Origin of the sequence: Marinibaculum pumilum, assembly GCF_042646425.1 — a bacterium.
Lineage (GTDB): Bacteria > Pseudomonadota > Alphaproteobacteria > Ferrovibrionales > Ferrovibrionaceae > Marinibaculum > Marinibaculum pumilum.
In genome coordinates this window covers 102,489-114,810 of sequence record NZ_JBHRTR010000034.1, presented here as the reverse complement: position 1 = coordinate 114,810, position 12,322 = coordinate 102,489, and the positions used below count along the sequence as shown (strand labels likewise).

Annotated in this window: 15 protein-coding genes; 8 read left to right on the top strand and 7 right to left on the bottom strand. The window is 68.0% G+C overall.

The features are described from left to right. Window positions 1-281 precede the first annotated feature (281 nt). The 4 genes from ACFOGJ_RS20415 to ychF all read left to right on the top strand — a co-directional run bounded on the left by ACFOGJ_RS20415 (window position 282) and on the right by ychF (window position 3,890). Window positions 282-1,214, top strand: coding sequence for a ribose-phosphate pyrophosphokinase (locus tag ACFOGJ_RS20415; RefSeq protein WP_379904003.1), 933 nt, complete (start codon window positions 282-284; stop codon window positions 1,212-1,214). Window positions 1,215-1,339: 125 nt separating this feature from the next. Then, entirely contained in the window at window positions 1,340-1,984 is a 645-nt protein-coding gene (locus ACFOGJ_RS20410) for a 50S ribosomal protein L25/general stress protein Ctc (RefSeq protein WP_379904001.1), read from the top strand. A gap of 176 nt (window positions 1,985-2,160) precedes the next feature. Further along, on the top strand, window positions 2,161-2,790 hold the full coding sequence (pth, locus tag ACFOGJ_RS20405; protein ID WP_379903999.1) for an aminoacyl-tRNA hydrolase: 630 nt from the start codon (window positions 2,161-2,163) through the stop codon (window positions 2,788-2,790). Next, complete coding sequence (gene ychF, locus ACFOGJ_RS20400; protein WP_379903997.1) at window positions 2,790-3,890, top strand: redox-regulated ATPase YchF; 1,101 nt, start codon at window positions 2,790-2,792, stop codon at window positions 3,888-3,890. Before pth ends, ychF begins: the two co-directional genes overlap by 1 nt. 31 nt (window positions 3,891-3,921) lie before the next feature. Here ychF and ACFOGJ_RS20395 read toward each other — a convergent pair whose 3' ends face one another. The 4 genes from ACFOGJ_RS20395 to dctP all read right to left on the bottom strand — a co-directional run bounded on the left by ACFOGJ_RS20395 (window position 3,922) and on the right by dctP (window position 7,112). Beyond that, window positions 3,922-4,068 (bottom strand): hypothetical protein, encoded by a 147-nt coding sequence (locus tag ACFOGJ_RS20395; protein WP_379903995.1) that lies wholly within the window; start codon window positions 4,066-4,068, stop codon window positions 3,922-3,924. Window positions 4,069-4,078: 10 nt separating this feature from the next. Beyond that, window positions 4,079-5,401, bottom strand: a complete 1,323-nt coding sequence (locus ACFOGJ_RS20390; RefSeq protein WP_379903993.1) for a TRAP transporter large permease — start codon at window positions 5,399-5,401, stop codon at window positions 4,079-4,081. Beyond that, entirely contained in the window at window positions 5,401-6,006 is a 606-nt protein-coding gene (locus ACFOGJ_RS20385; protein WP_379903991.1) for a TRAP transporter small permease subunit, read from the bottom strand. Before ACFOGJ_RS20385 ends, ACFOGJ_RS20390 begins: the two co-directional genes overlap by 1 nt. An 83-nt stretch (window positions 6,007-6,089) precedes the next feature. Then, window positions 6,090-7,112: a TRAP transporter substrate-binding protein DctP gene (dctP, locus tag ACFOGJ_RS20380; RefSeq protein WP_379903988.1), complete on the bottom strand. Its 1,023-nt coding sequence runs from the start codon at window positions 7,110-7,112 to the stop codon at window positions 6,090-6,092. Between the two features lie 332 nt (window positions 7,113-7,444). On the opposite strand from dctP, the gene ACFOGJ_RS20375 reads away from it, so the two are divergent. From ACFOGJ_RS20375 to ACFOGJ_RS20360, 4 genes are read left to right on the top strand one after another with little or no spacing between them, the layout of a single operon-like run. Further along, window positions 7,445-7,957, top strand: a complete 513-nt coding sequence (locus tag ACFOGJ_RS20375; RefSeq protein WP_379903986.1) for a hypothetical protein — start codon at window positions 7,445-7,447, stop codon at window positions 7,955-7,957. 9 nt (window positions 7,958-7,966) lie between these two features. Further along, window positions 7,967-8,422 carry a MaoC family dehydratase gene (locus ACFOGJ_RS20370; RefSeq protein ID WP_379903983.1) on the top strand — a complete coding sequence of 152 codons (456 nt, stop codon included), beginning with the start codon at window positions 7,967-7,969 and terminating at the stop codon, window positions 8,420-8,422. Continuing rightward, window positions 8,415-8,894, top strand: a complete 480-nt coding sequence (locus ACFOGJ_RS20365; protein WP_379903981.1) for a MaoC family dehydratase — start codon at window positions 8,415-8,417, stop codon at window positions 8,892-8,894. Before ACFOGJ_RS20370 ends, ACFOGJ_RS20365 begins: the two co-directional genes overlap by 8 nt. A gap of 49 nt (window positions 8,895-8,943) precedes the next feature. After that, on the top strand, window positions 8,944-9,624 hold the full coding sequence (locus tag ACFOGJ_RS20360; protein WP_379903979.1) for a dienelactone hydrolase family protein: 681 nt from the start codon (window positions 8,944-8,946) through the stop codon (window positions 9,622-9,624). Between the two features lie 88 nt (window positions 9,625-9,712). On the opposite strand, the gene ACFOGJ_RS20355 is transcribed toward ACFOGJ_RS20360, so the two are convergent. The 3 genes from ACFOGJ_RS20355 to ACFOGJ_RS20345 all read right to left on the bottom strand — a co-directional run bounded on the left by ACFOGJ_RS20355 (window position 9,713) and on the right by ACFOGJ_RS20345 (window position 12,235). Then, the gene (locus tag ACFOGJ_RS20355; protein WP_379903977.1) at window positions 9,713-10,570 is read right to left on the bottom strand and encodes a VOC family protein; all 858 of its coding nucleotides are present in this window, start codon (window positions 10,568-10,570) and stop codon (window positions 9,713-9,715) included. Window positions 10,571-10,807: 237 nt separating this feature from the next. After that, window positions 10,808-11,338 carry an adenine phosphoribosyltransferase gene (locus ACFOGJ_RS20350; RefSeq protein ID WP_379903976.1) on the bottom strand — a complete coding sequence of 177 codons (531 nt, stop codon included), beginning with the start codon at window positions 11,336-11,338 and terminating at the stop codon, window positions 10,808-10,810. A gap of 24 nt (window positions 11,339-11,362) precedes the next feature. Continuing rightward, the gene (locus ACFOGJ_RS20345; protein ID WP_379903974.1) at window positions 11,363-12,235 is read right to left on the bottom strand and encodes an S-methyl-5'-thioadenosine phosphorylase; all 873 of its coding nucleotides are present in this window, start codon (window positions 12,233-12,235) and stop codon (window positions 11,363-11,365) included. Window positions 12,236-12,322 lie beyond the last annotated feature (87 nt).

The following is a 12,322-nucleotide window of genomic DNA, read 5'->3' as shown; positions in this document are numbered from 1 at the left end:
ACCGCCGGGGGCATTGGTAGATTGCCGGCCGTCCGGGGTGCTGCCCCCTTTCCGGGCCCCTGCCGGGACCGGATCCGGGTCAGGCCGGGCATCCTTTCCCTGTCGTCTTTCGCCCCGCCCGCGGCACCGACGGCGGCGCATTCCCGACCGGCCGGACAGTCCCGGCGGGACCGGCGCTGCAGCCTTGTGAACACGCGCCGGAAAGCCGCACCCGCCGGCGAAGGCGCAGATCCAGTCCGAACAGCAGAACTGGGCCTCATGCCGATCCCGACCGAACGCACATGAAGATCCTCGCCGGCAACAGCAACCGGCCCCTGGCTGAGGCGATCTCCGCCTATCTGGGGGTGCCCCTCACCAAGGCGAGCGTCCGCCGCTTCTCGGACATGGAAGTGTTCGTGGAGGTGCAGGAGAATGTCCGCGGCGAGGATGTGTTCATCATCCAGAGCACCTCCTATCCGGCGAACGACAACCTGATGGAGCTGCTGGTCTGCATGGATGCGCTGCGGCGCTCCTCGGCCCGGCGGATCACCGCGGTGATCCCGTATTTCGGCTATGCCCGGCAGGACCGGAAGCCCGGCCCCCGCACGCCGATCTCGGCAAAGCTGGTGGCCAACCTGGTCACGGTCGCGGGCGCCAACAGGGTGCTGACCCTGGACCTGCATGCCGGCCAGATCCAGGGCTTCTTCGACATTCCCACGGACAACCTGTTCGCCGCGCCGGTGATCGTGCGCGACATCAAGGAGCGGCTGGACCGCGACAGCCTGATGATCGTGTCGCCGGACGTCGGCGGCGTGGTGCGGGCGCGCGCCATCGCCCGGCGCCTTGACGCCGATCTGGCGATCGTGGATAAGCGCCGCGAACGGGCTGGCGTGTCCGAGGTGATGAACATCATCGGCGATGTCGAAGGCCGCCACTGCATCCTGGTCGACGATATCGTCGATTCTGCCGGGACGCTGTGCAACGCCGCCAACGCGCTGATGGAGAAGGGCGCCCGGTCGGTCTCCGCCTATGTGACCCATGGCGTGCTGTCCGGCGGTGCCGTGTCGCGCGTCGCCTCCTCCGCGCTGGAGGAGCTGGTCACGACGGATTCCATCCTGGCGACCGAGGCGGTGCGGGTCTCCCGCAATATCCGCCAGATCACCATCGCCCCGCTGATCGGCGAGGCGATGAAACGGATCTCGGAAGAGAGTTCGGTCTCCAGCCTGTTCGACTGAGGCGGCATGCGCCTGCGCACCGGCAGCGGTGCGCCGGTTCATGCCGGTTTTGCATGAACGGCCGGTCGGCGTATGCGGCACCCCTGGAGGCCGGCGCCGGCACGGCATGGCAGGAGAAACCGACGATGTCTGAAGCAGCACCGATGGCTGCGCAGCCGCGCTCGAAGACCGGCAAGGGGACCGCCCGGGCGCTGCGCCGCGAAGACCGCCTCCCGGCGGTGATCTACGGCGACAAGAAGGACCCGGTATCGATCTCGGTCGCGTTCCGCGACGTGCAGAAGATGATCGAGCAGGGCAATGTGAACAACCAGATCTACGCGATCGAAGTGTCGGGCACCAAGCAGATCGTCCTGGCGCGCGACGTGCAGCTCGACCCGGTGACCGACTGGCCGGTCCATGTGGACTTCCTGCGGGTGGGGGAGAGCTCCCGCGTGACGGTCCAGGTGCCGGTGCACTTCCTGAACCACGAGAAGAGCCCCGGCCTGAAGCGTGGCGGCGTGCTGAACGTGGTCCGCCACGAGCTGGACCTGTACTGCCCGGCCATGTCGATCCCGCACCAGATCGACATCGACCTGTCGAAGTACGAGATCGGCGACAGCATCCACATCTCGGCGGTGAACCTGCCGGACCGGGTGGAGCCGACGATCACCGACCGCGACTTCACCATCGCCACCATCGCCGCGCCGAGCGTCATGCCGGAGAGCGACGAGGACGAGGAAGCCGCCGGGGAAGAGCCGGAGACGGACTCCGAAGAGGAAGACGAGGACTGATCCTCCCCCCAGGGGTATTCCCTGGAGGGTTGTTCCTTGTCAGGGGTCGGTCCGCGGACCTGACGGACCGGCCGGCGCACGGCATCCCTGCCGGCGCGCCGGCCGGCAGTCCGCTTCCGGGCCGCTGATCCCCCGACCGCTTCTTCCGCCGAAGGCCGCAGCCGGAAGGCCCGCCAATGCTGCTGTTCGTCGGCCTGGGCAATCCAGGGCGCAAGCACGAGACCGACCGCCACAATATCGGCTTCATGGCCGTCGAGGCGATTGCCGCGATGCACGGCTTCGGTCCGTGGCGCGGCCGCTTCCAGGGCCAGGCCGCGGAAGGCCAGCTGGGCGCGGCAAAGGTGCTGGCGCTGAAACCCGATACCTACATGAACCGCTCCGGCCAGTCGGTCGGCGAGGCGGTGCGCTTCTACAAGCTTGCCGCCGACGCCGTTTTCGTCTTCCACGACGAGCTCGACCTGGCGCCGGGCAAGATCCGCGCCCGCCTGGGCGGCGGCCTGGCCGGCCACAACGGCCTGCGCTCGATCGCCCCGGTGATCGGGCCGGATTTCTGGCGGGTCCGCATGGGGATCGGCCATCCCGGCGACAAGGCGAAGGTGATGGGCCACGTCCTGGGCGGCTTCTCCAGGAGCGACCGCGACTGGCTGGACCCGGTTCTGGACGCGGTCGCCGATGCCGCGCCGCTGCTTGCTGCCGGCGACGGCCCGGCCTTCATGTCGCGGGTCGCGCTGAAGGCGCCCCCGCCCGCCCCCGCGCCCGGCGCCGCAAAGGCGCCGGACGGCGCGAAACAAGAGGATCGCACCTGATGGGTTTCAAATGCGGCATCGTGGGCCTGCCGAATGTCGGCAAGTCGACCCTGTTCAATGCGCTGACCCAGACCGCCGCGGCGCAGGCTGCGAACTACCCTTTCTGCACCATCGAGCCGAACACCGGGCAGGTCGCGGTTCCCGACCCGCGCCTGCAGAAGCTGGCCGGCATCGCCCATTCCAAGGAGGTGGTGCCGACGCAGATGACCTTCGTCGACATTGCCGGCCTGGTGCGCGGCGCCGCCAGCGGCGAGGGGCTGGGCAACCAGTTCCTGGCCCATATCCGGGAGGTCGACGCGATCTGCCACGTGCTGCGCTGCTTCGAGGATGACGACATCTCCCATGTCGACGGCCGGATCGACCCGGTCGCCGATGCCGAGACGGTGGAGACCGAGCTGATGCTCGCCGACCTGGAAAGCCTGGAGAAGCGGGTGCCGCAGCAGGTCAAGCGCGCCCGCGGCGGCGAGGAGGAGGCGAAGGCCCTGCTCGCCATCATGGAGAAGACCCTGGCCCACCTGCAGACCGGCGCGCCGGCCCGCACCCTGGAGGTGTCGACCGAGGAACGGCCGCTGTTCCGGCAGCTGCAGATGATCACCGCGAAGCCGGTGCTCTATGTCTGCAATGTCAGCGAGGGCGAGGCCGCGACCGGCAATGCCCATACCGCCAGGGTGGCGGAGAAGGCGCAGGCCGAGGGCGCGGCGATGGTGGTGATCTCCGCCGCGATCGAGGCGGAGGTGGCGCTGCTGGAAGATCCGGAGGAGCGCGAGGTCTTCCTCGCCGACCTGAACCTGGACGAGCCGGGCCTGGACCGGCTGATCCGCGCCGGCTATGGCCTATTGGGCCTGATCACCTTCTTCACCGCCGGCCCAAAGGAGGCGCGCGCCTGGACGGTGCGCGCGGGCGCCAGCGCGCCGCAGGCCGCCGGCGTGATCCATACCGATTTCGAGAAGGGCTTCATCCGGGCCGAGACCATCGACTATGACAGCTATGTCAGCCTGGGCGGCGAGGCCGGCGCCCGCGACGCCGGCAAGCTGCGCCTGGAAGGCCGCGAATATGTCGTCAAGGACGGCGACGTCATGCACTTCCGGTTCAATACCTGAGGACCGAAGCCCGACCCGGCCACAGCCAGCTTCAGTCGAAGCGCGGCGGCTCCCGCATCGGAGCCCTCGGCGGCAGGACAACCTCCACGCCACCCAGCGGCGCGATCAAGGCGCGGATTTCCGCGGCGAGGTTACGCCGCGGTGCCCGGGTCGTGGTGTCGCGATCCTTGTCTGTCATCCCGACCTCTTCAGAAGATCTGCTGCGGCAGCCAGAGCGCGATGGCCGGGAACAGGACGATCAGGAACAGGCCGGTCAGTTCTACCGCCGTATAGGGGCCGACCGACCAGTAGATGTCCTTCATCGTCACCCCCGGTGGCGCGACCGATCTGAGGTAGAACAGGTTGAAGCCGAACGGCGGGGTCATGTAGCTGATCTCCATCATCACGACGAAGAGGATGCCGAACCAGACTTCGTCGAAGCCGTGCGCGGCGACCAGCGGCAGGAACACCGGCAGGGTGATCAGCATGATCCCCACCGGGTCCAGCACCATCCCCAGCAGGAACAGCACGAACATCATGAAGGCGAGCGCGCCCCACTTGCCGCCGGGGATCTGCTCGGTGATGCCAGTGATGAAGCTTTCCGCCCCCATCGCCGTATAGGCGGTGGAATAGGCATGCGCGGCGAAGACGATCCAGGCGATCAGGGTGGTGAGCCGGAAGGTGCGCTGCACCGACACGGTGATCACGCCCCAGCTGAGCCTGCGGTTCACCGCGCTGGCGACCAGGGCGCCGAACACGCCGACGGCGGCCGCCTCCGTCACCGTGGCGAAACCGCCGAAGATCGCGCCCAGCACGATGAAGATGATGAACACCGGCAGCAGAACGGCCGAGAGGGCGCGCAGCTTCTCCCCCCAGTCGGCGCGCTCCTCCTTCGGCATCGCCGGGCCCAGATGCGGCTGGAACCAGCAGCGGATGCCGATATAGAGGGAGACCAGCAGGAACAGCAGCAGGCCCGGCCCCACCCCGGCGGCGAAGAGCTGGCCGACGGAAACCTCCGAAATCAGGGCGTAGAGCACCATCAGGATCGACGGCGGGATCAGGATCCCCCAGCCGCCGCCGGCATTGATCGCGCCCAGCGCCAGCCGCTTGTCGTAGCCGCGCTTCAGCATCTGCGGCAGGGCGATCGTGCCCATCGTCACCACCGCCGCGCCGGAGATCCCCGACATCGCCGCGAAGATGGTGCAGATGCCGACCGTGCCGATCGCCAGGCCGCCGCGCAGCCCGCCCCACCACAGGTGCATCATGCGGTACAGGTCGTGCGCCACGCCCGACCGCTCCAGCAGCATCGCCATGAAGACGTAGAGCGGGATCGCGATCAGGGACGATGTCTCCATCAGGTCCCACATCTTCGAGGCGATCAGGTAGAAGGCGATCGGCCCCTGTTCAAAGTACAGGAAGATCACCGACAGGCCGCCCAGCACGAAGGCCAGCGGCACGCCCAGCATGATGAACAGGAACAGGAGGCCGAAGAACAGCAGGGTCAGCAGTTCGATGGACAGGGCATCGGCCATCAGTCCGCCTCCCCGCTCTCGAGCCGGGCGCGCTCGCCTTCGGCCGCGCGCCCCCGCTCCTCCGGATCGTCGCGCAGCGGGCCGAAGGCAGTCTCGTCCACCGGGCGTCCGGCCAGGATCATGATGTCGGCGATCAGCTTCACGATGCCCTGCAGGAACAGCAGAACGGCGGCGACCACGATCAGCGACTTGGACGGCCAGACCGGCATCCGCCAGGTGGTGTCGTAGCTGACCTCCAGCCGGGAGACGGCGTCATAGGCCATCGACCAGCTCTCCACGATCAGGATCCCCAGGAACAGGAAGAACAGGAAGGAGGTGGCGATATCCACCGCAGCCTTCCGCCGGGCGGAAAAGTTCCCGTAGAACAGGTCGACGTTCACATGGTCGCGGCGGGCCAGCAGATAGCCGCCGCCGATGATCGCATAGACGCCGAAGATCAGTTTCGAGGTCTGCGCCGACCAGGAAATCGGCGCCTCCTGCACGTAGCGCATGACCACGTCGCCCAGCAGCAGAATGAACAGGATCAGCACGACATAGCTGACCCAGCGCCCGATGAAGGCATTGATGCCGGTCACCGCGCGCGCAACTGCGGTCACAGCGCCCATTCAGGTCACCATCGATGTCGGAGGACAGGGGGCGGAAGGGTGGCCGCCGGCGGCAGGCCCGGCCTGCGCCGGCGGCGCGCCGCTCAGACGGGGTAGCCGAGCACCTTCATGAAGGCCACCAGCATGTCCACGCCCTTTTCCGCATTGCCGCCCTTGGCGCGCTCCTCTTCCAGGATCGCCGCCGTCGCCTTGGCGAAACCCTCCAGCACCGCCGGCGGGAAGTCGGCCACGACGACGTCGTTCTCCGCGACGCCTTTCGCGAGCGCAACCTGCTCCTTGTACTGGTACTCGTTCGTGCGCTTCCAGAAGCGCATCTCCAGCAGGTCCAGGAACTCCTGCCGCAGATCCTCCGGCAGGGCGTTCAGGGCGTCGAGATTGTAGATGATGACGTCGGAGGCCAGCCCCATGGTGGGCTTCATGTGGAACTTCGCCACCTCCCACAGGCTCATCGAATCGGCGCCCTGCGCCGCGCCCCAATGGGCGCCATCGACCACGCCGCTGGCGAGGCTCTGGTACAGTTCCGGCCCGGCGATGTACTGGGTCGAGGCGCCCGCCGCCTCCAGGTATTTCTGATAGCTGCCGGACGAGCGCAGCTTCAGCTTGGTGAAGTCGTCGACGGTGGCGACCTCCTTCGCGACCACCAGTTCGGTCGGATAGATCTTCTCCGACCGGGTGGCCACGCCGTGCTTCGCCAGGTCTTCGTTGAACATGGCCTCGAAGCCCATGTTCTTGAGGAAGTGGGAGAATTCCCAGGGCTGGCGGAACGTCCCCGGCACGCCGAGCGCCAGGCCTGCCGTCGGCGCCTCGCCCAGGATATAGCCGGGGGAGATGGTGCCCGCCTCGACGACGCCGCGGCGCACGATGTTGAAGATCTCGCCACCCTTGGCGAATTCCCCGGCGCCGAACAGCTGCAGCTCGAAGCGACCGCCGGTATTCTCCTTCAGTTCCTCGGCGATGATCGCCAGGCTGTCGCCGTAGGATGCGGAGGCCTTCGGCCAGTGCGACTGCACCTTCCAGGTCACCTCGGCCGCCGCGCGGGCGCTGCCGATCACCATCGGCGCCGCGACCAGAGCCGCACCGCCTGCAATCGCGCCGCGGCGGGTCAATCCGCCCCTGCCGGGCGCAGCTGTCCCTTTGATGGAACCCATCGGTCGATCCTCCCTTGTTTGTTTCTCACCTCGCTCCGGGCTATCCGACGCCGGGCACGACTTTTTCTGTATCGTCCGGGGATTGTAGATGAAGCGGCCCCGCCGATCCACGCCGCCCGGCCTTCCCGGCAGTCGGCCCACATGCGGCAACGACATCCCGCCGCCTTCGCCCTGCCACAACCGGCGCGGAGAACTCGACCGAGTTCTTTTCCCGCTGACGGCTCGACCAGGCGCCGGGATGCGGACTTCCGGCAAGAGATCTTGGCGGTGTCACCCTCGGGAACAGCCCGATGCTGCTGACGCATGAAATAGCGATTGACGCACCTGTCTCGACCGGACCGACATTCTTCGCCGCCATGGACGAGAACTACCTGCGGTGGCATCCGGACCACCTGCTGTTCGAATGGCGGCAGGGACGCGGGCTGGAGACCGGCGTCAGGTTCTATTTCGAGGAACGGATCGGCGGCCGCCTGCTGAAGAAGGAGGTCGTCTTCATCGAGATCGTGCCGGACCGGCTGATCCGCTTCGTGCCGACCGGCTTCCTGCTGCGCCTGTTCATCCCCTGGATCGCCTTCGAGTTCCTGGCCGACGGGCCTGCGCATTTCCGCTTCCGGCAGTCCATCCCTGTCCGTATCGGCCCGCTTGGCGCGCGGCTGAACCGGCGGGACTTCGACGCCGTGCGCCGCCACATGGCCGAGGAAGGCGAGAACCTGAAGGCGATCCTGGAGACCGGCCGCCCGGTCCATGTGCGGCCGGACAGCATCCCTGCCGAAGCCGTGGCGGAGGCCGCGCCGGGGCGCTAATCTCCGGCCATGCTGTACTTCGAGGATCTGACCGTCGGCCGCCGTTTCACCGCCGGACCGAAACAGGTGAGCGAGGCCGAGATCATCGCCTATGCCACCCGCTATGACCCGCAGCCCTTCCATACCGACCCGGAGGCCGGCCGGGCCTCCGGCTTCGGCGGGGTGATCGCCAGCGGCTGGCATACCGGCGCCATGACCATGCGCCTGATTTGCGAGGCCTTCGTGCTGGACACCGCCTCGCTCGGCGCCTCCTCGGTGCCGAAGGGCACCTGGCACCTCCCGGTGCGCCCCGGCGACAGCCTCAGCCTGGAGGCGGAGATCCTGGAAGCCAGGCGCTCCGCCTCCCGCCCCGACCGCGGTATCGTTCGCTGCGGCTATGTCCTGAACAACCAGGAAGGCGCGAAGGTTTTCGCCATGGAGGCGATCCACTTCGTACGCTGCCGGGAGGGTGCCGCCGATGAGTGAGAAGGTCCGGTATTTCGAGGATGTCGCCGACGACGAACGGCTGGAGACCGGCAGCTACCTGGTCACCGAGGCGGAGATCCTGGACTTCGCCTCGCAGTACGACCCGCAGCCCTTCCATATCGACCCGGAGGCGGCCGCGCGCGGGCCGTTCGGCCGACTTGCCGCCAGCGGCTGGCACACCCTGGGCATCATGATGCATCTGATGGTCACCCATCGCGAAGGCGGCATGCCGGGCCTGGCCTCCCCCGGCTTCGAGGACCTGGAATGGCGGCGCCCGGTCTTCGCCGGCGACCGGTTGCGGGTCGTCTCCGAAGTGGCGGAGAAGCGCCCGTCGCGAACCAAACCGATCGGCATCGTGAAGTTCGCCACCCGGGTGCTGAACCAGGACGACCAGGCGGTCCTGGAGATCGTGACCATCGGCCGTTATCGTCGGCGCGCATCGACGGGCACCGGGGCGGAGGCTGGCGGTTGAGCCTTCCGCCCCGGTCCCGCACCGCATAACCCGACGGGAGGAACGGCGAATGGCCGGACAATGGATCGAGCTGAAGGCGGATGACGGACATGGCTTCGACGCCTGGCTGGCGGAGCCCGCCGGCACGCCGCGCGGCGCCGTCGTCGTCATCCAGGAGATCTTCGGCGTCAACCATCACATCCGCGGCCTGACCGAGGCGTTCGCGGCGGAGGGCTACCTGTCCATCGCCCCGGCGGTCTACGACCGGGTCGAGCGTAAGGTGGAGCTGGGCTATGCCGAGGCCGACGTGGCGCGCGGCCGCGACATCCGCGGCAAGGTCGACTGGGACGGCTGCATGAAGGACGTGGCGGCGGCCACCGCCCATGTCGGCAAGGCCGGCAAGGTCGGCATCACCGGCTTCTGCTATGGCGGCGGCGTGGCCTGGGTTGCGGCCGCGCGGGTATCGGGAATCGCGGCGGCGAGCTGCTACTACGGCGGTCCCTGGAACGAGTTCAAGGACGAGCGGGCGCACTGCCCGGTCCTGCTGCATTTCGGCACCAAGGACCAGATGATCCCGCTGTCCCTGGCGGAGGAGATTCCGGCGAACAATCCCGGCACCATCGCCCATGTCTACGAGGCCGAGCACGGCTTCGTCTGCGACCAGCGGCTGAAGAATTTCGACGCCACCGCCACCACCCTCGCGCGGCGCCGCACCATGGGGCTTTTCGCGGCCTGCCTGGACCGGTTCTGAACCGCCAGGGCAGCGGCGCGGAGCCGGCGACGAAAAAGGGGCGGAGCCCGGCGGCTTCGCCCCTTTTCAATACCGGCAGGCGGCGGAATCAGGCCTGTACGAACTCGAACAGCACGCCATGCGCCTCCGACGGCGCCACCCGCAGGGTACCGCCCTCCTCGTCATGGACGTGGAAAGGCACATTGCCCTCCGCCAGGGCCGTGCGGCAGGCGGCCAGATCGCGGACCGCGACCTGCACTGCGGCATAGAACGGCAGCGGCGGCGACTGTGCCGGGTAGGTGTTCGGGAACATCACCTCCATGTCGGTCGGCGACACGATCAGCAGCCGCTGGCTGCCCAGATGCACCGCGATCGCATGGTCCGTCGGCGTCACCGTGGACATGCCGAACAGCTTGATGATCTGGTCCTGCAGATGCGGCGGATGCTCCGCCACCAGGATCACGCCGCGCAGCGCCACCGCGGTGTTGCGATGCTCCATCCACTGCGGCTGCCAGGTGCGCTCCGGCGTCAGGTGGTGGCAGAGGAACAGCGACTTCAGCGGCGGCGGCTCGTCCAGCAGCACCAGCTCGAAACCGACCTTGCCGCCGCCCGCCTCCGGCGACAGCACCCGCTCCAGGGCCTGGGCGGGCTGCGCGTTCAGGCCGGCGGCCCGGATATCGCCCTGCGCCGCGACCGCACTGTCGGTGGCCAGTGCCAGGCGTTCCACGCCTTCGCCCCGCGCCGCGATATTGGCGCCGATGCCGAACTGGTCCTGCGCGGGATCGATGACGCCGAGCAGCTCCAGATAGCCGGTCTCGAACATGAAACAGTAGTTCGCCGTGCCACGCCCGGTATGCTCGCCGCGTGGCGTCGCCGTGAACCCGAGCCTTTCATAGCTGTGCCGTGCGGCTTCCAGATCCGCGACGCCGATCAGGGCATGATCGAGTCCGTTGATATGGTTTGCCATGATGCACCTCCCCCAAAGAGCCCTCTCCGGCACGCCGGCACCGCTGTGGGCGGCACGGCTGCCAAGTCACGCCCAGTGCCCGCCCCGGAACGCCCGGATTTGCAGGTCTTCCCCGACCCGTCGCTGTCCCGACAGACCGGCCGGGCATCGCGCCGACCGGCCGGAACACTCATCGCCCGAACGCGGTTCCGGCGTCGCTGCCGCCGGACCGCGCGCACTATATAGCGTCGCGCCGCGCTATTCTCCCTCGAACGCGCAGAGGGTCTGCACCCTCTGTCCCATCTGCTCCAGCCTGGCGCGGCCGCCCAGGTCGGGCAGGTCGATCACGAAGGAACAGCCGATCACCGTCGCGCCGGCGCGCTCCAGCAGCCGGATCGACGCGGCAGCCGTTCCGCCGGTGGCCACCAGGTCGTCGATCAGAAGGATCTGGTCGCCGGGCGACACGGCATCGGCATGGATCTCCACCGTGTCGGTTCCGTATTCGAGATCGTAATCCTCTGCAATCGTCGTGTGGGGCAGCTTGCCCTTCTTGCGGATCGGCAGGAAGCCGGCGCCGATCTGGTGCGCCACCGCGCCGCCGAGGATGAAGCCCCGCGCCTCGATCCCGGCGATCTTGTCGATCCGGCTGGACATGTGGATCTGGACCAGTTCGTCGACGGTCTTCCGGAACCCCTGCGGATCCAGCAGCAAGGTCGTGATGTCCCTGAACAGGATCCCCGGTTTCGGGAAATCCGGGATCGTCCGGATTTTGTCTTTGATGCCCTGCATGCCCTGCCCTCTGCCTCGCCGACCCTATTTCGCCGCCAGAACGCGTCCAGCCACCGCATCCAGCTTTGCGGCGAGGTTCGGGTCGCGGGCCTCCGGCGCGGTGATGATGGCGGTATCGAGGGCGCGGTCGCAACCGCTGCTGCAGACCGCCGGCCGGTCGTCCAGCCGTGGCACAAGCGCGCGCACCAGATCCTTCGCCTTCTGTGCATTGTCGTGCAGCACCTGGATGATCGCCGCCACGTCGACATGATCATGACCCGGATGCCAGCAGTCGAAGTCGGTGACCATCGCCACGCTCGCGTAGCAGAGCTCCGCCTCGCGGGCGAGCTTTGCCTCGGGCATGTTGGTCATGCCGATCACGTCGCAGCCCCAGCCGCGATAGAGATGGCTCTCCGCCTTGGTGGAGAATTGCGGCCCCTCCATCACCAGATAGGTGCCGCCGCGCTTCGCCGGCACGCCGATCTCCGTCGCCGCGCCTTCCAGCGCATCGCCCAGGCGCCGGCAGACCGGGTCGCCAAAGGCGACATGGGCGACGAACCCCTTGCCGAAGAAGCTCTTCTCGCGCGCGAATGTGCGGTCGATGAACTGGTCGACGATGACGAAGGTGCCAGGCGGCAGCTCGTCGCGGAAACTGCCGCAGGCGCTGAGCGAGATCACGTCGGTGCAGCCGACCCGCTTCAGCGCGTCGATGTTCGCCCGGTAGTTGATCGAGGTGGGGCTTTCCCGGTGGCCGCGGCCGTGGCGCGGCAGGAAGACCAGCTCCGTATCGCCCAGCCGGCCGCACATCAGGTCGTCGGACGGCGCCCCCCAGGGTGTGGTCACCGCCTCCCAGCGGGTCTCGGTCAGTCCGCTGATCTCATACAGGCCGCTGCCGCCGATGATTCCCAGTTTCGTCATGCCTGCGTCCCGAACTCCCTGCGTGGCGACCCGGTCTCCCTGGCGGAGAGGGGCTGGAAACGGAACCGGGCCGGACCCCCCGGCGGG